Annotated in this window: 16 protein-coding genes and 4 tRNA genes; 14 read left to right on the top strand and 6 right to left on the bottom strand. The window is 64.0% G+C overall.

What is annotated here, in order from left to right; genetic code table 11:
- Window positions 1-48: 48 nt before the first annotated feature.
- From AVMA1855_RS06255 to AVMA1855_RS06205, 11 genes are all read left to right on the top strand, one after another.
- Window positions 49-1,308, top strand: coding sequence for an efflux RND transporter periplasmic adaptor subunit (locus AVMA1855_RS06255; RefSeq protein WP_502870275.1), 1,260 nt, complete (start codon window positions 49-51; stop codon window positions 1,306-1,308).
- Between the two features lie 10 nt (window positions 1,309-1,318).
- The gene (locus tag AVMA1855_RS06250) at window positions 1,319-4,486 is read left to right on the top strand and encodes an efflux RND transporter permease subunit (protein ID WP_284408553.1); all 3,168 of its coding nucleotides are present in this window, start codon (window positions 1,319-1,321) and stop codon (window positions 4,484-4,486) included.
- 93 nt (window positions 4,487-4,579) lie between these two features.
- Window positions 4,580-4,666: transfer RNA gene (locus AVMA1855_RS06245), tRNA-Leu, on the top strand.
- A 54-nt stretch (window positions 4,667-4,720) separates the two neighbouring features.
- Window positions 4,721-6,031: a trigger factor gene (gene tig, locus AVMA1855_RS06240; protein ID WP_272564309.1), complete on the top strand. Its 1,311-nt coding sequence runs from the start codon at window positions 4,721-4,723 to the stop codon at window positions 6,029-6,031.
- Between the two features lie 124 nt (window positions 6,032-6,155).
- Complete coding sequence (gene clpP / locus AVMA1855_RS06235) at window positions 6,156-6,764, top strand: ATP-dependent Clp endopeptidase proteolytic subunit ClpP (RefSeq protein ID WP_092740460.1); 609 nt, start codon at window positions 6,156-6,158, stop codon at window positions 6,762-6,764.
- A gap of 100 nt (window positions 6,765-6,864) precedes the next feature.
- On the top strand, window positions 6,865-8,130 hold the full coding sequence (gene clpX, locus AVMA1855_RS06230; protein WP_092740458.1) for an ATP-dependent Clp protease ATP-binding subunit ClpX: 1,266 nt from the start codon (window positions 6,865-6,867) through the stop codon (window positions 8,128-8,130).
- A gap of 139 nt (window positions 8,131-8,269) precedes the next feature.
- Window positions 8,270-10,693, top strand: a complete 2,424-nt coding sequence (gene lon, locus AVMA1855_RS06225; protein ID WP_284394767.1) for an endopeptidase La — start codon at window positions 8,270-8,272, stop codon at window positions 10,691-10,693.
- An 85-nt stretch (window positions 10,694-10,778) separates the two neighbouring features.
- Window positions 10,779-10,854 (top strand) — tRNA-Gly (locus AVMA1855_RS06220).
- A gap of 55 nt (window positions 10,855-10,909) precedes the next feature.
- Window positions 10,910-10,983 (top strand) — tRNA-Cys (locus tag AVMA1855_RS06215).
- 123 nt (window positions 10,984-11,106) lie between these two features.
- Window positions 11,107-11,182, top strand: a tRNA-Gly gene (locus tag AVMA1855_RS06210).
- Window positions 11,183-11,406: 224 nt separating this feature from the next.
- A complete protein-coding gene (locus AVMA1855_RS06205) occupies window positions 11,407-13,248 on the top strand; it encodes a tyrosine-type recombinase/integrase (protein ID WP_284425029.1) in 1,842 nt (613 codons plus the stop codon).
- Here AVMA1855_RS06205 and mobH read toward each other — a convergent pair.
- Window positions 13,245-15,125, bottom strand: coding sequence for a MobH family relaxase (gene mobH / locus AVMA1855_RS06200; RefSeq protein WP_284425028.1), 1,881 nt, complete (start codon window positions 15,123-15,125; stop codon window positions 13,245-13,247). The two genes, AVMA1855_RS06205 and mobH, sit on opposite strands and share 4 nt — an antisense overlap.
- Window positions 15,126-15,367: 242 nt before the next feature.
- Here mobH and AVMA1855_RS06195 point away from each other — a divergent pair, with 242 nt between their 5' ends.
- From AVMA1855_RS06195 to AVMA1855_RS06185, 3 genes are read left to right on the top strand one after another with little or no spacing between them, the layout of a single operon-like run.
- A complete protein-coding gene (locus tag AVMA1855_RS06195; protein ID WP_272548433.1) occupies window positions 15,368-15,616 on the top strand; it encodes a FitA-like ribbon-helix-helix domain-containing protein in 249 nt (82 codons plus the stop codon).
- Window positions 15,613-16,032, top strand: coding sequence for a type II toxin-antitoxin system VapC family toxin (locus AVMA1855_RS06190; protein WP_284425027.1), 420 nt, complete (start codon window positions 15,613-15,615; stop codon window positions 16,030-16,032). The genes AVMA1855_RS06195 and AVMA1855_RS06190 overlap by 4 nt, the downstream gene beginning before the upstream one ends.
- Before the next feature lie 27 nt (window positions 16,033-16,059).
- A complete protein-coding gene (locus AVMA1855_RS06185) occupies window positions 16,060-16,422 on the top strand; it encodes a DUF3742 family protein (protein ID WP_284425026.1) in 363 nt (120 codons plus the stop codon).
- A gap of 12 nt (window positions 16,423-16,434) precedes the next feature.
- On the opposite strand, the gene AVMA1855_RS06180 is transcribed toward AVMA1855_RS06185, so the two are convergent.
- The 5 genes from AVMA1855_RS06180 to AVMA1855_RS06160 are packed head-to-tail and all read right to left on the bottom strand — an operon-like array spanning window position 16,435 to window position 21,108.
- The gene (locus tag AVMA1855_RS06180; RefSeq protein ID WP_284425025.1) at window positions 16,435-17,946 is read right to left on the bottom strand and encodes a conjugal transfer protein TraG N-terminal domain-containing protein; all 1,512 of its coding nucleotides are present in this window, start codon (window positions 17,944-17,946) and stop codon (window positions 16,435-16,437) included.
- Window positions 17,947-17,964: 18 nt separating this feature from the next.
- Window positions 17,965-18,315, bottom strand: coding sequence for a hypothetical protein (locus tag AVMA1855_RS06175; RefSeq protein ID WP_284425024.1), 351 nt, complete (start codon window positions 18,313-18,315; stop codon window positions 17,965-17,967).
- Window positions 18,312-19,709 (bottom strand): integrating conjugative element protein, encoded by a 1,398-nt coding sequence (locus AVMA1855_RS06170; RefSeq protein ID WP_349817091.1) that lies wholly within the window; start codon window positions 19,707-19,709, stop codon window positions 18,312-18,314. Before AVMA1855_RS06170 ends, AVMA1855_RS06175 begins: the two co-directional genes overlap by 4 nt.
- Window positions 19,706-20,659 (bottom strand): TIGR03756 family integrating conjugative element protein, encoded by a 954-nt coding sequence (locus tag AVMA1855_RS06165; protein ID WP_284425023.1) that lies wholly within the window; start codon window positions 20,657-20,659, stop codon window positions 19,706-19,708. The genes AVMA1855_RS06170 and AVMA1855_RS06165 overlap by 4 nt, the downstream gene beginning before the upstream one ends.
- Entirely contained in the window at window positions 20,656-21,108 is a 453-nt protein-coding gene (locus tag AVMA1855_RS06160) for a TIGR03757 family integrating conjugative element protein (RefSeq protein WP_284425022.1), read from the bottom strand. Before AVMA1855_RS06160 ends, AVMA1855_RS06165 begins: the two co-directional genes overlap by 4 nt.
- Window positions 21,109-21,147: the final 39 nt, after the last annotated feature.

Raw genomic sequence — 21,147 nt, 5'->3', positions numbered from 1 at the left:
ATTACTAACCAGTCAGTCATTAAAACGAACCGCTTTCCCGGAACCAGCATGAACACCTCTGTCGCGCCGCGGCTTTCCCGGCCGTTCCCCTCGCAGCCCCGTCACGGGGCATTTTCTTGGGTGCAGCGCGCGATGGGGGGGCTGGCCGTCGGCGCGGCCGTCCTCGCCGGGGTGGGCTGCTCCAAGCCCGAGCCCGCCCCCGAGCCGGTGCGCTCGGTCAAGCTGCTCACCGTGGGCGCCGCCCCGCTGAACACCCAGCTCGAATATGCCGGCGAGGTGCGCGCGCGCATCGAATCGCGCCTGGGCTTTCGGGTGGCGGGCAAGATCGTGCAGCGACAGGCCGAACTGGGCCAGCGCGTGCAGGCCGGCCAGGTGCTGGCCCAGCTCGACCCGCGCGACTACCAACTGGCCGCCGACGCGTCGCGCGCGCAGGTGGCCTCCGCCGCCACGCAGCGGGATCTGGCCGCCGCCGACTACCAGCGCTACGCCGCGCTCAAGGCGCAGAACTTCATCAGCGGCGCCGAACTGGAGCGCCGCGCCTCCACCCTCAAGGCCGCCGAGGCCTCGCTCGACCAGGCGCGTGCGCAACTGGCCTCGCAAGGCAACCAGACCGGCTACACGCGGCTGGTGGCCGACGTGTCGGGCGTGGTCACCAGCATCGATGCCGAGCCGGGCCAGGTGGTGTCCGCCGGCACGCCGGTGGTGCGCATCGCCCAGGACGGCCCCCGCGACGTGGTCTTCGTCGTGCCGGAGGACAAGGTCGCCCGCGTGAAGGCCGGCCAGCCGGTGGCCGTGCGGTCGTGGTCGGGCGGCGCGCCTTTGACCGGCCGGGTGCGCGAGGTGGCGGCCAGCGCCGATGCCGTCACCCGCACCTTCCAGATCAAGGTGGCCATCGAAGGCGCCGAGGCACCGCCGCTCGGCGCCACCGTGTACGTCACGCCCGAGGCCCTGGGCCAGGCCGGCCAGCAGGCCATCAAGCTGCCCACCAGCGCGCTGCGCCAGGATGGCCAGCAGACGGCCGTGTGGGTCTTCGACGCCGCCAGCGGCACCGTGCGGTCGCAAACCGTGCAGATCGCCACGGCCGACGGCAACGAGGCCGTGGTGGCTTCGGGGCTGGCCCCGGGCATGCAGGTGGTGGCCACGGGCGTGCACGTGCTGTCGCCCGGCCAGAAGGTCGTGCCGTACCAGCCCAAGACGCCTGCAGCGCAATCCAGTCCAGCGCAGACGGCTGTCAATGGCGTGGCAAGCCCCGCCAGTGCCGCGGCCTCCGGCCCGGTGCCCGCCGCGACCGCATCGTCCGCCCGCTGAAGGCCGCTCCATGACGCAGATCCAGCCGAAAGAGGGCTTCAACCTCTCCAAATGGGCGCTCGACCATCCGGCGCTCACCCGCTACCTGATGATCGTGCTGATGCTGATGGGCTTTGGCGCCTACTTCCAGCTCGGGCAGGACGAGGACCCGCCGTTCACCTTCCGCGCGATGGTGGTGCGCACCTATTGGCCCGGCGCCACGGCGCAGCAGGTGGCCGAGCAGGTCACCGACAAGCTCGAACGCACGCTGCAGGAGGTGCCTTACGCCGACAAGATCCGCAGCTACTCCAAGCCCGGCGAGTCGCAGATCATCTTCAACATCAAGGACTCGTCCAAGTCCGGCGACGTGCCCAACGTCTGGTACACGGTCCGCAAGAAGATCGGCGACATGCGCGCCACCCTGCCGCAGGGCGTGCAGGGGCCGTTCTTCAACGACGACTTCGGCGACGTCTATGGCGTGATCTACGCGCTGGAGTCCGAGGGCTTCAGCTACGCCGAGATGAAGACCTTCGCCGACGACGTGCGCCAGCAGCTGCTGCGCGTGCCCGACGTGGCCAAGGTCGAGCAGTTCGGCGTGCAGGACGAAAAGCTCTACATCGAAATCTCGCAAAAGCGCCTGGCGCAGCTGGGCCTGGACATGAACCAGGTGCTGTCGCAACTGGGCCAGCAGAACGCGGTGGAAAGCGGCGGCATCATCCAGACGCCGCAGGACCAGGTCCAGGTGCGCGTGGCCGGGCAGTTCGGTGCGGTCGAAGACCTGCGCGCCATGCCGATCCGCGGCGCCTCGGGCGCGCAGCTGCGCCTGGGCGACATCGCCGACATCCACCGCGGCTACGTGGAGCCGCCGGCCGTGAAGGTGCGCCACCAGGGCCAGGAAGTGATCGCGCTCGGCGTGTCGATGGCCAAGGGCGGCGACATCATCCGCCTGGGCGAAGCCCTGAAGACCGCCACGCAGAAGATCGAAAAAACCCTGCCGGCGGGCGTGCGGTTCGTGAACGTGCAGGACCAGCCCAAGTCGGTGTCCTCGTCGGTCAACGAGTTCGTGAAGGTGCTGATCGAAGCCGTGGTGATCGTGCTGGCCGTGAGCTTCCTGGCGCTGGGTCTGCACAAGCGCCCGGGCCGCCATCCGCTGTGGAAGCGCTGGACGCTGGACGTCCGCCCTGGCCTGGTGGTGGGCATCACCATTCCGCTGGTGTTGGCCGTCACGTTCCTGGCCATGTGGTACTGGAACATCGGGCTGCACAAGATCTCTCTGGGCTCGCTCATCATCGCGCTGGGCCTGCTCGTGGACGACGCCATCATTGCCGTCGAAATGATGGTGCGCAAGATGGAGGAGGGCTACGACAAGGTGCGTGCGGCCACCTTCGCCTACGAGATCACCGCCATGCCGATGCTGACCGGCACGCTGATCACGGCGGCGGGCTTCCTGCCGATCGGCATCGCCAAGTCGGTGACGGGGGAATACACCTTCGCGATCTTCGCCGTCACGGTGATCGCGCTGGTTCTGTCGTGGCTGGTCTCGGTGTACTTCGTGCCGTACCTGGGCACGCTGCTGCTCAAGAAGCCGCCGCACGTGCACACCGGCCCGGACGGCCAGCCGCACGAGGCGTTCGACAGCGGGTTCTACAACGTCTTTCGCCGCTGCGTGGACTGGTGCGTGCGCTACCGCTGGATCACCATCGGGCTCACGGTGGCCACCTTCGCGCTCGGCATCGTCGGCATGGGCCGCGTGCAGCAGCAGTTCTTCCCGGATTCGAGCCGGCCTGAAATCCTGATGGACATCTGGTTCCCGGAAGGCACCTCGTTCGAGGCCAACGAAGAGGTCACGCGCCGCGTCGAGCAGCGCCTGCGGGCCGAGGCGGGCGTGTCCACCGTCAGCGTGTGGGTGGGCTCGGGCGTGCCGCGCTTTTATCTGCCGCTGGACCAGGTCTTTCCGCAGACCAACGTGTCGCAGTTCATCGTGATCCCGCAGGACCTGCACGTGCGCGAGTCGCTGCGCGTCGGGTTGCCCGAGATCATGGCGCGCGAGTTTCCCGAGGTGCGGGCGCGCGTGAAGCTGCTGCCCAACGGGCCGCCCGTGCCTTACCCGGTGCAGTTCCGCGTGGTGGGCACCGATCCCGCCGTGCTGCGCGCCCGGGCCGACGAGGTCAAGGCCATCCTGCGCGACCACCCGCAGATGCGCGGCGTGAACGACAACTGGAACGAGTCCGTCAAGGTCATGCGCCTGGAAGTGGACCAGGACAAGGCCCGCGCCCTGGGCGTGACCAGCCAGTCCATCGCCCAGGCCGCGCGCACCGTGTTCACCGGCACCACCGTGGGCCAGTACCGCGAAGGCGACAAGCTGATCGACATCGTGTTCCGCCAGCCACCGGACGAGCGCAAGGCCATCACCGACGTGGCCAATGCCTACCTGCCCACGGCCTCGGGCAAGTCGATTCCGCTCACGCAGATCGCGCGGCCGGTCTTCACCTGGGAGCCGGGCGTGATGTGGCGCGAGAACCGCGACTACGCCATCACGGTGCAGGGCGATGTCATCGAAGGCCTGCAGGGCGCGACCGTCACCGAGGCGCTGGTGCCCGGCCTGAGGCAGCTGGAGGCGAAGTGGCATGCGGCCGGCCAAGGCGGCTACCGCATCGAGGTGGCGGGCGCCGTGGAGGAAAGCTCCAAGGGCTCGGCCTCCATCGCCGCGGGCGTGCCGATCATGCTGTTCATCACGTTCACCCTGCTCATGCTCCAGCTGCACAGCTTCAGCCGCGCAGTGCTGGTGTTCCTCACCGGACCGCTGGGCATCGCCGGGGTGGCGGGGGCGTTGCTGTTGCTGGGACGGCCGTTCGGGTTCGTGGCGCTGCTGGGGGTGATCGCGCTCATGGGCATGATCCAGCGCAACTCCGTCATCCTGATCGACCAGATCGAGCAGGACCGCGCGCGGGGCGTGCCCGCGTGGGACGCCATCGTGGAGTCGGCCGTGCGCCGGTTGCGCCCCATCGTGCTCACGGCCGCCGCCGCGGTGCTGGCCATGATCCCGCTGTCGCGCAGCGTGTTCTGGGGCCCGATGGCCGTGGCCATCATGGGCGGCCTGATCGTGGCGACGGTGCTCACGCTGCTGGCGCTGCCGGCCATGTACGCGGCCTGGTTCCGCGTGAAAGAGCCCGATCCGCACGCGCCGAAACCGGCGTGATCGGAGACGGTCCGCCGACAAGGTAAAATCGAAGGTTGACCAATTTCACACAGGTGGCCGGCCCTGCCGGTCGCCTGTTTTGTCTGTAAGTTTGCGCGGGTGGCGAAATTGGTAGACGCACCAGGTTTAGGTCCTGACGCCAGCAATGGTGTGGGGGTTCGAGTCCCCCCCCGCGCACCACGGTGCGGCTGCAAAAGCAGCCGTCACGGTCCCCATATTCATAGAGGAAGAGCCATGGCCGTTACTGTTGAAACCCTTGAAAAGCTCGAGCGCAAGATCACGCTGAGCTTGCCCCTCACCGCGATCCAGTCCGAGGTCGACTCGCGCCTCAAGCGCCTGGCCCGCACCGTGAAGATGGACGGCTTCCGTCCCGGCAAGGTGCCGATGAACGTTGTGGCCCAGCGCTATGGCTACTCGGTCCAGTACGAAGTGCTGAACGACAAGGTCGGCGAGGCGTTCGCCCAGGCCGCCAACGAAGCCAACCTGCGCGTGGCTGGCCAGCCCCGCATCACCGAAAAAGACGGCGCGCCGGAAGGCCAGGTCACCTTCGACGCCATTTTCGAAGTGTTCCCTGAGGTCAAGATCGCCGATCTGGCCGGCGCCGAAGTCGAAAAGCTGTCCGCCGAAGTGACCGACGCCGCCATCGACAAGACCATCGACATCCTGCGCAAGCAGCGCCGCAGCTTCGCCCAGCGCGCGCAAGCCGCTGCCGCTGAAGACGGCGACCGCGTGACGGTCGACTTCGAAGGCAAGATCGACGGCGAAACCTTCTCTGGCGGCAAGGCCGAAGACTTCCAGTTCCTGGTCGGCGAAGGCCAGATGCTCAAGGAATTCGAAGACGCCGTGCGTGGCATGAAGTCCGGCGAAAGCAAGACCTTCCCGTTGGCCTTCCCCGAGGACTACCACGGCAAGGACGTGGCCGGCAAGACGGCTGACTTCATGGTCACCGTGAAGAAGATCGAAGCCGCCCACCTGCCCGAAGTGAACGAGCAGCTCGCCAAGTCCCTCGGCATCGCCGACGGCACGGTCGACGGCCTGCGCGCCGACATCAAGAAAAACCTGGAGCGCGAAGTCAAGTTCCGCCTGCTGGCCCGCAACAAGCAGGCCGTGATGGACGCCTTGGTGTCCAAGGCCGAGCTGGACCTGCCCAACGCCAGCGTGCAGGCCGAAATCGCCCGCCTGCTGGAAGGCGCCCGTGCCGACCTGAAGCAACGCGGCATCAAGGACGCCGACAAGGCCGAAATCCCGGAAGACGTGTTCCGTCCCCAGGCCGAGCGCCGCGTGCGCCTGGGCCTCGTGGTGGCCGAACTGGTGCGTGCCAATGAACTGCACGCCAAGCCCGAGCAACTGAAGGCCCACGTGGACGAACTGGCCGCCAGCTACGAAAAGCCGGAAGACGTCGTGCGCTGGTACTTCGGCGACCGTCAGCGTCTGGCCGAAGTCGAGGCCGTCGTCATCGAAAACAACGTGACCGACTTCGTGATGGGCAAGGCCAAGGTGACGGACAAGTCCGTTTCCTTCGACGAACTGATGGGCCAGGGCTGATGCGCTGCTGCCGCCGGACCGCCCGATTGCGGTTTCTGGCGGCTGGATGACATCGGGGGCTTGTGCTTGCGTGCACAAGCCCCAATTCATTTCTGGGTACAGTATCCGCATGACAGGAGAAAACATGAGTGCACTGGAAACACAAGCCTTGGGCATGGTCCCCATGGTCATCGAGCAGTCGGGGCGCGGCGAACGCTCCTACGACATCTATTCGCGGCTGCTGAAAGAGCGCATTATTTTTTTGGTGGGCGAGGTCAATGACCAGACCGCCAACCTCGTGGTGGCCCAGTTGCTGTTCCTCGAAAGCGAGAACCCCGACAAGGACATCTCGTTCTATATCAACTCCCCGGGCGGCAGCGTCACGGCCGGCATGGCGATCTACGACACCATGCAGTTCATCAAGCCCGATGTGTCGACCATGTGCGTGGGCTTTGCCGCCAGCATGGGCGCCTTCCTGCTGGCCGCCGGAGCCAAGGGCAAGCGGTTTTCCCTGCCGAACTCCAAGATCATGATCCACCAGGTGCTGGGCGGGGCCCGTGGCCAGGCGACGGACATCGAAATCCACGCACGCGACATTCTGCGTACCAAGGACCAGATGAACCGCATCCTGGCGGAACGCACCGGACAGCCCCTGGACAAGGTCAAGAACGACACCGAGCGCGACTACTTCCTCACGGCCGATGAAGCCAAGGAATACGGTCTGGTCGATCAGGTGATCGCCAAGCGCCCCTGATCGCTCCGCAAGGGAATACGCGGCGTTTTCCCCAGGGAAGACGCCGTTTTTTATTTCGTTATCATCCCGACAACGTTCCGCAACACGAGGCATTGCCCCCATGGCCGAGAAAAAAGGCTCTTCCAGCGAAAAAACCCTTTACTGCTCCTTCTGCGGCAAAAGCCAGCACGAGGTAAAGAAGCTGATCGCCGGTCCGTCGGTTTTTATCTGCGACGAGTGCATCGACCTGTGCAATGAAATCATTCGGGACGAGCTTCCAGCAGCCGACGGCACGCGCGAATCGCGCGGCGACCTTCCCACCCCCGCGGAGATCAAGGCGAATCTGGACAGCTACGTCATCGGACAGGACTTCGCCAAGCGCACGCTGGCCGTGGCCGTATACAACCACTACAAGCGTTTGCGCCACAAGGACAAGGCCGGCAAGGACGAAGTGGAACTGTCCAAGAGCAACATCCTGCTGATCGGGCCCACCGGTTCGGGCAAGACGCTGCTGGCCCAGACGCTGGCCCGCATGCTGGACGTGCCTTTCGTGATGGCGGACGCCACCACCCTGACCGAGGCCGGCTACGTGGGTGAAGACGTCGAGAACATCGTGCAAAAGCTCCTGCAAAGCTGCAACTACGAGGTGGAGCGGGCCCAGCGCGGCATCGTCTACATCGACGAGATCGACAAAATTTCCCGCAAGTCGGATAACCCGTCCATCACGCGGGACGTGTCGGGTGAAGGGGTTCAGCAGGCGCTGCTCAAGCTCATCGAAGGCACCATGGCCAGCGTGCCCCCGCAGGGTGGCCGCAAGCATCCCAACCAGGACTTCCTGCAGATCGACACGACGAACATCCTGTTCATCTGCGGCGGCGCGTTCGCGGGCCTGGAGAAGGTGATCGAGAACCGCACGGAGGCCTCGGGCATCGGTTTTGGTGCGTCGGTCAAGAGCAAGAAGCAACGGTCCCTGACCGAGGTGTTCACCGAGATCGAGCCGGAAGATCTGATCAAGTTCGGTCTCATTCCCGAACTGGTGGGCCGCATGCCCGTCGTGACGGCCCTGGCCGAGCTCAGCGAGGATGCGCTGGTCCAGATCCTGACCGAGCCCAAGAACGCACTGGTCAAGCAGTACAACAAGCTGCTGTCCATGGAGGGCGTGGACCTGGAGATCCGCCCTGCGGCGCTCAAGGCCATTGCCCGCAAGGCGCTCGCCCGCAAGACCGGCGCGCGCGGCCTGCGGTCGATTCTGGAGCAATCGCTGATCAGCACCATGTTCGACCTGCCCAATGCCACCAATGTGGAAAAAGTGGTGGTGGACGAGTCCACCATCGAGGAAAACAAGGCGCCCCTGCTCGTTTACCGAGAGGCCGCCAAGAAAGCCTGAGGCGCGGCCCGCCGGTAACGCAGCAGCCGCCTGCAGTCCTCTTCGCCTGCAACCCATCGCCTTCGCTTCATCGGCGATCGTGGTGGGTTGAAAAATCTCGCTGTTGGACCATATTCCAAGCAGCTTCATGAGGATTTCCATGTCCGGACACACCCCACTGCCTGCCACCCCCATCGACCTGCCGTTGCTGCCGTTGCGCGACGTCGTTGTCTTCCCCCACATGGTGATCCCGCTGTTCGTGGGACGCCCCAAGAGCATCAAGGCGCTGGAACTGGCCATGGATGCCGACCGGCGGATCATGCTGGTCGCCCAGAAAACCGCCGCCAAGGACGAGCCCCTCGTCTCGGACATGTTCGACGTGGGTTGCGTTTCCACGATCCTGCAGATGCTGAAATTGCCCGATGGCACCGTCAAGGTGCTGGTCGAGGGGCAGCAGCGCGCGCTCGTTTCCGCCATCCAGGATAACGAAACCCATTTCACCGCGACTGTGGCTCCCGTCGAAGCGCAGGAGGACGAGAGCAAGCCCAGCGAGATCGAGGCCTTGCGCCGGGCCGTGATGCAGCAGTTCGATCAGTACGTCAAGCTGAACAAGAAGATCCCGCCGGAAATCCTCACCTCGATCTCTGCCATCGATGATCCAGGGCGTCTGGCGGACACCATTGCCGCCCACCTGCCGCTCAAGCTGGAAAACAAGCAGGTCGTGCTCGACCTGTCGGATGTGAAGCTGCGCCTCGAAAACCTTTTCGAGCAGTTGGATCGCGAAGTGGATATCCTCAATGTCGACAAGAAGATCCGTGGCCGCGTGAAGCGCCAGATGGAGAAGAACCAGCGCGATTTCTATCTGAACGAGCAGGTCAAGGCCATTCAGAAGGAACTGGGCGAGGGCGAGGAAGGCGCGGACATCGAGGAGATCGAAAAGAAGATCAAGCTCGCAAAGATGCCCGCTGACGCGCGCAAGAAGGCGGACAGCGAGCTCAAGAAGCTCAAGCTCATGTCGCCCATGTCGGCCGAAGCCACGGTGGTGCGCAACTACATCGAAGTGCTCACCGGGTTGCCGTGGAGCAAAAAGACCAAGATCAAGCACGACCTTGCCAATGCCGAGGGCGTGCTCAATGAAGACCACTACGGCCTCGACAAGGTCAAGGACCGCATCCTGGAATACCTCGCGGTGCAGCAGCGCGTGGACAAGGTCAAGGCCCCCATTCTGTGCCTGGTGGGGCCACCCGGTGTTGGCAAGACCTCGCTCGGGCAGTCGATTGCCAAGGCGACCGGGCGTAAATACGTGCGCATGGCGTTGGGCGGTATGCGTGACGAAGCGGAGATCCGCGGTCACCGCCGGACCTATATCGGCGCCATGCCCGGCAAGGTGCTGCAGAGCCTGAATAAGGTCGGTACGCGCAATCCGCTGTTCCTGCTGGACGAAATCGACAAGCTGGGTACGGATTTCCGGGGTGACCCTTCGAGCGCCCTGCTGGAAGTGCTCGATCCCGAGCAGAACCACAAGTTCGGCGACCACTACGTCGAAGTCGATTTCGATTTGAGCGACGTGATGTTTGTCGCCACCTCCAATTCGATGAACATCCCGCCGGCGCTGCTGGACCGGATGGAAGTGATCCGCCTGTCGGGTTACACCGAAGACGAGAAAACCAACATCGCCATGAAGTACCTGCTGCCCAAGCAGATGGGCAACAACGGCGTCAAAGACGAGGAACTGCAAGTCACCGAGTCGGCGGTGCGGGACGTGGTTCGCTACTACACGCGCGAAGCAGGGGTGCGTTCGCTGGAGCGTGAGTTGTCCAAGATCTGCCGCAAGGTCGTCAAGGGACTGCAGCTCAAGCAACTGACGCCGCAAGTCGTGGTGACCGCGGACAACCTCCCCGATTATCTTGGCGTGCGCAAGTACACCTATGGCCGTGCGGAGCAGCAGAACCAGGTGGGGCAGGTGGTGGGCTTGGCATGGACCGAAGTGGGGGGCGATCTGCTCACCATCGAAGCGGCCACCATGCCCGGCAAGGGCGTGATCACGCGCACCGGCTCGCTGGGCGATGTCATGAAGGAATCGGTGGAAGCGGCACGAACCGTGGTGCGCAGTCGCTCCCGCATGCTCGGCATTAAGGACGAGGCCTTCGAAAAGCGCGACATCCACATCCACGTGCCCGACGGTGCGACGCCCAAGGACGGGCCCAGCGCCGGCGCGGCCATGACGACCGCTTTCGTTTCGGCGCTGACCGGCATCCCCGTGCGAGGCGATGTGGCGATGACCGGAGAAATCACCTTGCGAGGCGAGGTAACGGCCATCGGTGGGCTGAAGGAAAAATTGCTGGCTGCATTGCGCGGTGGCATCAAGACCGTCTTGATCCCTGAAGAGAACGTCAAGGACCTGCAGGAGATTCCCGAGAACGTGAAGAGCGGGCTGGAAATCGTGCCGGTGAAGTGGATCGACAAGGTGCTGGAAGTGGCGCTTGAGCGCAAACCGATCGCGCTCACCGATGAGGAAATCGCTGCGGCAGTGCCTGCGCCTGAAGAAAAAACTTCCACTACTGCAGGCTCTGTGAAGCATTGATGGAAATTTGTCGAAAGCCTCCAAAAATTGCGCTACAATTCATCCCATCGATGCAAACGTTGTACAATGTGAGGCTTCGGTAAATGCGGGAATAGCTCAGTTGGTAGAGCGCAACCTTGCCAAGGTTGAGGTCGAGAGTTCGAGACTCTTTTCCCGCTCCAATTTCCAAAAAAAGGGGAAGCACAGCTTCCCCTTTTTGCCAAGGGAAGCAGGTTTGGCGCGGTAGCAAAGCGGTTATGCACCGGATTGCAAATCCGTGTAGGTCGGTTCGACTCCGGCCCGCGCCTCCAGCACTGATCGCGAAAGCGGATTTGATGCACGGAACAAGAACATTCGGTTGTTCTGGTTGAGTGGTTAAAAGTGGTGCTATAATTTGAGTCTTGCTAGGTTGGTGAAAATCAATCCGGCGACATGCGGGAATAGCTCAGTTGGTAGAGCGCAACCTTGCCAAGGTTGAGGTCGAGAGTTCGAGACTCTTTTCCCGCTCCAATTTATGATCTACAGACTTCCACTAACGTCTGTAAGTCGTTGAAAACAGGGGCTTTTGCCCCTTTTTTCATTCCAGTGACGTCCATTGAATTCCGCCTGCATCCAGGACTTTTAAGTCCATTTTTAAGTCCATCAATACGGACGCGGCGCAGACCGGATTGTTGCTGGAGGAGCGAGGCCAAAGAGACAAGCATGTAGCCCTGACGCGAAGCTCAGGAGATAGCATGGCACTCTCGGATATGGCCGTCCGCAACGCAAAGCCGAACGGCAAACCCTACACACTCAGCGATATCGACGGGCTTTGCCTCGCAGTCTCTCCGACCGGGGGCAAGGCATGGCACTACCGTTACTACTGGGTCGGCAAGCAAAAACGCATGTCGCTCGGAACCTACCCGGAAGTGGGGCTGCGAGAAGCCCGTGCATTGCGCGACGCAGCCCGTGCCCTGCTGGCCAAGGGGATCAATCCCCGCTCGGATCGAAAGCAAAAGCGCCAAGCCGTGCGCCTGGCGGACGAGAACACCTTCAAAGCTGTCTTCGACAAGTGGGTCATCCATCGTTCTTTGAGCCTCAAGGAAGGCCGTCAAACGACGCTCTCGCAGATCAAACGGGTTTTCGACAACGATGTTCTGCCCACCCTCGGAAAAACGCCCATCTACGAAATCCAGCGGCCTGACCTGTTGGAGGTCGTTGCCAAGATCGAGCGGCGCAAGGCCCTGAGCGTTGCCGAGAAAGTGCGCACATGGCTGCGCCAGTTGTTTCGCTACGCCCTGATCGTCGTGCCCGGACTGCAACAGAACCCGGCGTTCGATCTGGATGTCGTGGCCATGCCGCAGCCTCCGGTTCGCCATAACCCGTTCCTGCGCATGGCCGAGTTGCCCGCGATGCTGCAGCGTCTGCGCAAATACCACGGCAGACTGCAAACCCAGCTCGGACTGCGATTGCTGATGCTGACCGGGGTGCGGACGGGGGAATTGCGCTTGGCGACCCCGGACCAGTTCCACCTCGATCAGGGTCTGTGGATCATCCCGCCCGAGGTCGTGAAGCAATTGCAGTTGGAGATGCGCAAGGAGGGCAAGCGTCCCGCCGACATTCCCCCTTACATCGTGCCGTTGTCCGTGCAGGCCATGGAGATCGTCCGACACATGCTGGCGAAATTCAAGCCCGCGCAAAAGTACCTGTTCTGCCACTACAGCGACCTGAAAAAACGCATCAGCGAAAACACGCTGAATGCCGCACTCAAGCGCATGGGCTACACCGACCAACTGACCGGCCACGGTATCCGGGGAACCATTTCCACGGCCCTGCACGAAATCGGTTACCCGAAGGTTTGGATCGATGCCCAGCTTTCCCACACCGACCCCGATCAGGTGAGTGCCGCCTACAACCATGCGGAATATGTGGAGCAACGTCGGCACATGATGCAGGACTGGGCGGACCGGCTCGATCTGTTCGAGCAGCATCAGGTCGAAGCGGGCAGCATGCGCCTGACCCTGCATCTGGAGGGCGTCCCGGAAGTTGTGCATGAACGCTCGCACCACGATGCGCGCGGGGCGATCGCACCAACGCCGGTACGGCTGGTGAGCAGTACGCCTCAGACTGCGCCAACCGTGCCGGACACGGTGCGCCGCTTGTCGGCCATCGCGGGCCCGCGGGAGCAGTCCGTGTTGTCCGACGCCCAGCGCCAGCGCAACGAGATGGTGGACATCTTCAATGCGCCGCATGTCCTGTCCGCTGCGGAGTTCGCCAAAATGGCGGGCAAGTCCCGCCGCTGGATCAGCTACGAAATCAGCAACAAGAAGATCCTCGCGTTGAGCATGGGCAACCTGGGCCAGCGGGTTCCCGATTGGCATTTCGACCCGCTCAAACACAGGCTCATCCAGGCGGTTCTCAAGCATGCCGGTGATGCCGACCCCTGGGAGATTTACCGGGTGCTTTCACAGCCGCACGACCTGTTGGATGGGCTGGCCCCCGTTCAGGCCGTGACACCGCAAAACTTCCATGAAGCCGTCATGGCCGTGTGCTTCACTTTGAAGGAGAAAGCGCCCAACGCGCAATGGTCGGCTTAGGTGACGGACTTTCCCGCCAATTCCTTGCGGGCGCTGCCATCCGGTGGCGCTTCGCTCACGGGATTGGACAGATAGGGGTTGTCGGGCGGCACGTCCTCGAACAACCGCTTCGGCTCCGTCAGCATGTAGCCATGCAAGCGCCGGGACTTGCGTGGCCCCGTGACCTCGCAAGTCCAGATGTTCAGGCCGCTGTCCTGCTTGCGATGGAGCTGCAGTTTCTCGAAGCGTTTTTGCACCCACAGCCAATCGGCCACCTGGTCCTGCTTGGCCAGGACTGCGACGTGCGGGTGCTCCTGCGCATAGCGCTGGAAAACGCCCGGGCTGACAAGGTAAGCGGTGCCAGCGACCGTGTGCACCAAGGCCCTGGCATCATTGATGATGAGCGTGCGTCGCTCGATGTGCCGACGCAGCCAGTCCATGAAGTCCTCGCCCGATGGTGCCTGTACGGCTGTTCCTGGGGTGCGTGACGGCTCGGGGCTGCTGTCCGTGGGCGGGTTCCTTGGGGTCGGTTGCGACAGTGCTTTCGCTGCTTCGGTTGCAACGGGTTCGACTGCCGGGGTTTCCATCAAGGCCAGGAGCGCATCCACGCCGTCGCCTGGGGGCAGCACAGGCGAGTTTTTCGTCAGGGATGACGCTGCAGCAATTGATGGCGATGGACCGGAGACGGGAACGGCGTGCGAGTTTTCCGGTTCTGCGGTTGGCGTTTCCTGGCACGATGCCGGTTCGTCCAGCACCACCTCTACCGAGCCCGCGAACGGCTCGGGTCGTTCGTGACCCTCCCAGATCAGCGCCGGCGCAAGCCGCAGGAGCGTGAAGGCATGAGACCACCCCGCGTCGCTGGTCACCGTCGCTTTCCAGATGGCTTTGCCATCCGCGGTGGGCTGCAGCATGCCGTGGTCCTGGAGGACGTTGAAGACGGCGGTGTTGTTGGCCGGAATGCCATCGATGCCCTGTGACAGCAAGTGCGCGCGCAGCTTGTCCGACACGGTTTTGCTGACGAGCCATAACGCCTCCTGCGTCAGCCACCCGTCCGAAGCCTGGGGCTGGTTCAGCCGGAGTTCTTCCTTGAGCAGGTAACGCAGGCCGTCCAGGAGCTTGCGCTGCAGGGCGTGTTTGGGTGCGGCCATCGCCTTGCCGGGATCGCCGCCCAGTTCCTGGGCGACCGAAGCGCGATCGGCCTGCGTCACGATTTCCCCCAGCACGCCGGCATGCTCGTACTGGCCCGCCAGCACATACAGCAGCGCGGCCCACAGGGTCGGATATCCGCTGAGCCAGTCAAGGATTTCGCGGTCCAGCAACTGGCGATAGAGCAGGCCCGCCGCGGCGGTGTGCAGTCGGTATTCCCGGTCCTTGCGATACCGGAAGCGGTAGGGCTTGCGCAAAGGACCATGCCAGGGATGCCAGGCGCTGCCGTCCGCATGCTCGACGTCCAGATCGACGGCGATCTTGCCGATGTCATGCAGCAGGGCCGCGTAGGCGGTGGCGGCCGTCCAGGCTTCGGCCTGTGCTGCCTGGTCCTCGGGTGTCGCACCCGCTGGCATCAGGTGCGACTGCCGCAGCTTGAGCGCGTAGGCGACGATCTCCAGGCCATGATCGAGCATGCCGCCGGGGTACGCGTGGTGATGGCTTTCCGACGCGGGGAACTGCTGGACCAGCTCGGCATAGCGCTCCAGGGGGCCCTGGTACAGCGTGGTGAACTGCTTTCGTGAGAGTGAGGTGCGCTGCCAGATGTGTTCCAGCAGCTTTTGCCGGCGCGGGGTGGCGAGCAGCGACGCGGCGGGCTCGGGGCGGGTCAGCCCTTTTCCTTTTGGCGCAGCGTCCTGGTGCAGGGCCTGCGCGGGTGGCGGAGGGCGTTTTCGTTGGAACAGCGCGAACATGCGATCCCTGGAGTTGGGGGTGGCGGATGGGCCTTTTCCTTTTGCAGGTAGGGCCATTCCCCTTCGGCCCCATTCCCTTGCCTTTTGCCCTCATCCTTTTGGTATATCGCGTCGTCCCGTGCAAATCTTTGAAGAAAGCGGCGTGCAGTCAACCCACGAACTGGTCTCGAACACGTCAGCCGGTTGCGTTCATTTCAATCAACGACTAAATTGCAGTCATTGACTAACGAGGTGATGCAATGATGACAACGATGACCATTCGGAACATTGATGAGCAGCTCAAGGGACGGCTCCGTATCCAGGCCGCCATCCATGGCCGCTCCATGGAGGAAGAAGCCCGGGACATCCTGCGTGCCGCTCTGTCCAAAGAGCCGGAACGCGCGCCTTCGCTGGTGCAAGCCATCAGGGCACGTGTGGAGGGTCTCGGAGGTGTGGAAATAGAATTGCCAGCACGTGAAGCCATCCGCGTGCCGCCAGAGTTCGGCGCATGATCGTTCTCGATACCAACGTCCTGTCGGAGACTCTGCGGGCGGCTCCGGAAGATGTGCCTATGGCCTGGCTCGACCGGCAGCGCCGCTCTGCACTCTTCACGACCACCATATCGCGTGCAGAACTACTCTATGGTGTGCATGTATTGCCGGATGGGCAACGAAAGACGGCTTTGTTGGAGGCCGTCAAAGGAATTTTCGTCACGGACATGGCTGGGCAGATCCTCGGCTTCGACGACGATGCCGCTGATGCCTATGCGGAAATCTCTGCATCACGCAAGGCGGCAGGAAAGCCTATCAGCCAGTTTGACGCCATGATCGCGGCAATCACAAAATCGCGGGGAGCCAGTTTGGCGACACGCAACGTCAAGGACTTCCTGGACTGTGGCATCCAGGTGATCAATCCGTGGGGAAGCTGACGGTTCGGACGGCGAAGGAGGATGACCATGACCACGCAGTCACACACTTTTGGATGGACCTACCGGCTGGGCAGAGGTGCGTCTCATGCCTGGCGCAGCTATGCCCGCAAAGAGCATGGGGCAGCAATATGGTTGGTTGAACATGGCATGCCGGCCGGTGGCACCAGGGCGGTGGTTTGGATGCTGAGGTTACTGACGGTTGGCGGCATCGCCTACCTATCCTTCTGGCTCGCTTTGCTGCTTGGATGTATCGTTGCGTTCGCTTGGACCGCAAGTGTGGGTGGTTTCGATAGTGATGAAAGAACCGAGTGGCGCACGGGCGTTGACGGTTTCGGTTTGTACAGGGGAGACATTCGCATCGACATCGGCGATCCCTATGAAGAGAATTAATCGCCTCTACGGTTACTTCAAAGAGATAGCTCCTGCCGCTTTCGCTCCCGCGCCTTTGGCTCCATCGGTCGCCATCGTCATCATCTGAACAAAGTTTCCAGCCCTGACGCCAGCCCAACCTAATGCTGCTACCCAAACCCCCGGCAGCACGACGAACATCGTCGCCATCACGAAGTTCAGCAGCATGTCGCCGAACGCATTGTCCAGCCCCATCGCGAGATTGAAGTTCTTCATCGGGCGGTTCCACCCCCAGCCCCAGCCATAGAGCGCATCCAGGATCGTGCTGTCGATCCACCGGGCCAGCTGGAACCAGAAATCCACGAAGTACAGCGCGAAGAACACGCAACTGCTCGTCATCAGCACCTTGAGGTCGTAGGTGCCGATCACCAGCACCATCGGCATGCAGATCACCAGCGCCATCTTGAGCAGCGACAGCACCATGGGCAGGGCCTGGCGCAGCACATCCATCGCCGGGAAGAAGCCCGGCGCACCCAGGGCGAGCCCCACGTTGCCCGCCCCGCGCGCCAGATCGTTGAAGAACGTCTTGTCGATCTGCCCGCCATAGTCCGTGTACACCTCCCCCTGGTTCAGCTTCTGCTGGCGGGGTGCCGCAATCGCCCGGATCACCGAATCGTCCAGCTCGCTGCGGGGCACGAACCCCGCATAGTTGGCCAGCCGCGTGAGCAGGCTCGGGCTCACCTGGGCCAGGAGCCGCGCCCGCAGACCCCTCTCACTATCCGACCACCACTGGCGGCACGTCGGGTAGCCCCCGCCGCTGGCGACTTCGGCCAGGCCCGCATCCCGCTCGGCCTCGTAGGGCCATCCCTCGCGCGGCGTGCGCGACCGATAGCGGTCGTAATACCCCGCCGTGTCCACGAAGAACCGCGAACCGATCCAGGTCACCTCGTTGCCCTGCGCCGCGTCCAGATCGGGCCGCTGCATGAACAACCGCGCCCGCGCCGGCCCGTAGCAATCCTTCGAGAAATCCGCCACCTCCTGGGCCAGCACCGGATCGTCGATGCGCGTGGCATCCACTTCCATCCGCATCTGCCGCAAATCCGTGCCGCAGGGAATCGCCGCCACCGCCGCGCCCGTCACCGCCTTGCTCATCGAATGCAGGAAGAACCACCACACCGGCACCTTCGCCGACTGCTCGTTCAGCGTCGTGAACGACTGGCTCCAGCCCGTCTGTGCAGGCGTGGGCACCGTCGTCTGGCACTGGGTCGAGCGCGACGCGTCGAAGCGGATCGTGGACAGATCCACATCGATGAACGGGATGCCCCCGAACAGCACCACCACGATCGCCACGAACACCCGGTTCTCGATCCGCAGGGCGCTCAACACCCCCTTGTTGCCCTCGTCGGCCCCTTCGGAGCGTGCTTTGAGCCACTCCTGGATCACGATGGTCAGGAACGGGATCGCGAACACGCCGCTGGCGACCAGCACGTTCCAGATACCGTTGTGGACCAGCCAGCCCACCAGCGTCAGGTAATACTCCAGATAGTCCGTCGTGTAGAGCGTCATGGGCCGATCCCTCCGGTGTCAGCGTGCCTGCAGCAGCAGGCTGCATTCCAGTGCCACCAGCGCCATGGCCGCGGCGATTTCGGCACGCAGGAACCGCTGGTGCGCGTTGCCGTCCGGCTCGCGGGCGCACAGACGCCTGCGCATCCACACCCATCCCCAGCCGGTCACCGCATACAGCGCCAGCCGCCATGCGAAAAACCACACCGCCTGCTCCTGGAGCCAGCGGTCCCACTGGTTGATGCTGCCGAGCATCCGGATGCCCACCAGATTGGCGACGACGGCGACCGCGATCACTGCCGCCGCCCACAGCAGCGCCACTGCGGCCCGCCGACCCGGCAGCCAGCGCAGTCGCAGCCAGGCGGGCATCATGGCGTGCCCCCACGCGGGGGTGGCTGTTGCAGTTGATCGAGCCGGTTGCGCGTCGGGTCGCCCTGATAGATGCCGCGCGATCCCGCCGCACGCGTGCCGTGGCGCTGGATGATGGCCATGGGCGCGTTGTTCGCGAGCTCGCGGCGCAACTCCAGTTCCGTCTTGAGATTGCGGATCTCGCGGTCCAAAAGGTCGCTGTCCTGGCCTACCGCCTGCTGGGCCAGTTCGTTGGCGGCCACGTTGGGCTCCATCCGCCCGGTCAGCAACGTGCGCTGGAGCAGCAACGCCTTCTCCAGCACGCTCGCCAAGGCCACTTCGGAGGCCAGTCGCCGGGCCAGAACGTCCTGGTCCGGTTCGTCGCGCAGCGCCTCGATCACCCCCCGCGTCACGGGCAGCGAGCCGCTGCTCGCGGCTTGCAGGTTCTCGAAGCTCGTCGGCTGGCGACCGGCAATCAATTCCTGCAGCACCTGCAGCTTGGTGTCGTATTCCTCCTGAATGAGGGGCGTCAGGCCGACGCCGGGCACGGTCTGGGTCTTGGTGCAGCTGTCGCAAGTGCGCTGTTCCTGCTCGCCCAGCACCCGGGTGGCCCATTCGACCGCCGCTTGCGGAGACGACCAGGTCTCGCAGGCCAGCCGGTTGCCACAGCCAGCGGCATCGATGGGCGAGGTGTCCTCGACCCCGCGCCCGTTCACCAGGTTGTAGCCCGCGCGCGTCACGTCCGCGACCACCCGGATCGGAGCCTGGCCGGCACCGCCGGCATTGCGCCCGCCCACCCAGGGCACGCCGTCCTTGCCCCGATGGCGTTCCGCCTCGTCGATGGCCGAAACCGCATCGGTGCTGGCCACGGCCTTCTTGAGGGCCATGCCTTCGGCCAGCTGGCCCCAGCCCAACTGGCCGCCCGCCATGTCCGCCATCCGGTTCGCGATCCCGCGGCACGTCGCCTTCGAGCGGTCGAAATCCAGCCGCGCCTGCAGCACCCCGTTGGTCAGCAGGTTGTACAGGCCCGGATCGGCGCGCTGGATGATCAGCGCCGGCAGCGACGCCACCGCGCTGGTGGCGTTCTGGATCACCGACGACATGATGGTCTGGAACCCGTTGGTGACCCCATTGAGCTGGTTCTGGATCGTGGTCGCGATGTTCATGTCGCCGCAAATGAGATTGCTGTTCCAGCCGATCCCGACCCCGATCGAGCGCATCTGGGCGGCACTGGTCATGGACACTGCGCGCCCCCCGCCGATGCTGTAGAGCACATCGTCCCCGATCACGCTGCCCTGGCGCTGCAAGCCGTACTCGCCAGCCTTATCGGCGCTCTGAGCCACCGCGCCGACATGGAGAGAGGCCACCGCCATCGCTATGACCAGGGCGAACGTGCGCGTCGAATGAGAAACCGTCATGGCCGCAAGCCTCCACCGTTGAAATCCACGCTGCCCAGGAACACCTGGCCCCGCCGCTGGCAGCAGCTATAGGGGCGCCACAGCGCCCAGGCGTAGTCGCCACGCGGGGCCTGCACCCGGGTATTCGAGTGAGGGAACACCTCACAGGTGGGCGACAGGACAGGGGTCAGTTCCTGCCACTTGCCCGTGGAGGCATTGCCTTCGATGAGCTCACCGGCAGGCCAGTAACCGGCGCGCGGCGTGGAGAGCATCGGCTGATAGACATGCGGCTGCCCGCGCCGCGTGACGACATCGCCGGCCCGCTGGGCCACCACGGATCCGCTCTTGTGGTCGTCCGTCTGGTGCAGGAAACCGCCCCGCGGATAGACCGCACCCCATAGATTGAGGGTGGTGCGAGCGCCGATCTCCCGCATGCCGGGGATCAGTGCTTCAGGATAGACCGCTTCGGGCACGTTGTAGCGCCAGGCCACGGTATCGAGCGTGCTGATCAGATAGGGCATGAAGGCCGTGCCCGCGCCCTCGCAGCTAACACCGGAGGCACTGGCAAAACGGCCGAACAGCGATCCGCCCGGATGGCCGATCACATCGGCGTTCTTGAATTTGGAGAGATTGTTCTCGTTGCTCTGGTTGGTCGTGCCGTCGCCGCCCGCGACTGCGGTGGGATTGGGCATGCCCATCGCACGCACCTCGACCCACGGGTTCTCGCCCGTGTTGGCATAGCTCGACACGACGGCATCCGGCACGTAGTGACGGACCTTCACCGAGGTGCGCACCGAGCAGCCCGACTTCGAGCAGCGCAGCCAGTAGCAGATGCCCACCACCCGGTACTCCAGGCAATCCGGTGACAGGGCGGACGAGGCGATGGTGGCGGTGTCCAGTGCCAAGGCGGTCGAAGCCATGCCCAGGAGGGCGGCAGCGATCCCGGCGCGCCATGCAGGTCGGTGTTTCATGGGTGGGCCTTTCGGTAGGCCGCGATGCGGGCGGACGCCTTCGCCACATCGGGCTCGCCATAGACGACGTAGCGCCGGTCCACGACCACGGCGGGCAGGGTGGTGATCCCCAGGCTCCAGGCATCGGCCACGCCCTGGTAGGCCGCTGCCAGTTCCCGCTGCAACGCCTCGCCACCTCGGTCCAGGCGTTCTCGCGCAATGGTCTGCGCACGTTCTGGATTGGCCGGCAGTTGGGCACCGATGCGGGATTCGATCTGGCTGGCCGCATCAAGGTGGACCACGGCCACCTCCGGGGAAACGCCGATCAAAGGCATCGACTGCAGCGTGAAGACCTTCACCTCTGCGGCCTGGGTGAAGGTCGATGCCAAGGCACCGGCCAGAGCGATGGCCGCCGTGAGCAACGGACCTCCCCGCAGGTTTGAACTTGGCCGAACAAAAACACTGGGCATGGTGAACTCCCGCACAACGGATGCCTCGGATGGCACCGT

This window comes from Acidovorax sp. SUPP1855 (genome assembly GCF_030158955.1).
In the GTDB taxonomy this organism is placed as follows: Bacteria; Pseudomonadota; Gammaproteobacteria; order Burkholderiales; family Burkholderiaceae_C; genus Paracidovorax.
This window is presented reverse-complemented; position numbering and strand designations above follow the sequence as displayed.

Bases quoted from the DNA above. Each gene is read 5' to 3' on its own strand.
- AVMA1855_RS06250 (WP_284408553.1), top strand. From the start codon at position 1,319: ATGACGCAGATCCAGCCGAAAGAGGGCTTCAACCTCTCCAAATGGGCG.
- AVMA1855_RS06205 (WP_284425029.1), top strand. From the start codon at position 11,407: ATGGCACTCTCGGATATGGCCGTCCGCAACGCAAAGCCGAACGGCAAA.
- clpX (WP_092740458.1), top strand. From the start codon at position 6,865: ATGGCCGAGAAAAAAGGCTCTTCCAGCGAAAAAACCCTTTACTGCTCC.
- AVMA1855_RS06180 (WP_284425025.1), bottom strand. From the start codon at position 17,946: ATGACGCTCTACACGACGGACTATCTGGAGTATTACCTGACGCTGGTG.
- AVMA1855_RS06165 (WP_284425023.1), bottom strand. From the start codon at position 20,659: ATGAAACACCGACCTGCATGGCGCGCCGGGATCGCTGCCGCCCTCCTG.
- AVMA1855_RS06175 (WP_284425024.1), bottom strand. From the start codon at position 18,315: ATGATGCCCGCCTGGCTGCGACTGCGCTGGCTGCCGGGTCGGCGGGCC.
- mobH (WP_284425028.1), bottom strand. From the start codon at position 15,125: ATGTTCGCGCTGTTCCAACGAAAACGCCCTCCGCCACCCGCGCAGGCC.
- AVMA1855_RS06185 (WP_284425026.1), top strand. From the start codon at position 16,060: ATGACCACGCAGTCACACACTTTTGGATGGACCTACCGGCTGGGCAGA.
- AVMA1855_RS06170 (WP_349817091.1), bottom strand. From the start codon at position 19,709: ATGACGGTTTCTCATTCGACGCGCACGTTCGCCCTGGTCATAGCGATG.
- AVMA1855_RS06255 (WP_502870275.1), top strand. From the start codon at position 49: ATGAACACCTCTGTCGCGCCGCGGCTTTCCCGGCCGTTCCCCTCGCAG.
- lon (WP_284394767.1), top strand. From the start codon at position 8,270: ATGTCCGGACACACCCCACTGCCTGCCACCCCCATCGACCTGCCGTTG.
- AVMA1855_RS06195 (WP_272548433.1), top strand. From the start codon at position 15,368: ATGACAACGATGACCATTCGGAACATTGATGAGCAGCTCAAGGGACGG.
- AVMA1855_RS06190 (WP_284425027.1), top strand. From the start codon at position 15,613: ATGATCGTTCTCGATACCAACGTCCTGTCGGAGACTCTGCGGGCGGCT.
- tig (WP_272564309.1), top strand. From the start codon at position 4,721: ATGGCCGTTACTGTTGAAACCCTTGAAAAGCTCGAGCGCAAGATCACG.
- clpP (WP_092740460.1), top strand. From the start codon at position 6,156: ATGAGTGCACTGGAAACACAAGCCTTGGGCATGGTCCCCATGGTCATC.
- AVMA1855_RS06160 (WP_284425022.1), bottom strand. From the start codon at position 21,108: ATGCCCAGTGTTTTTGTTCGGCCAAGTTCAAACCTGCGGGGAGGTCCG.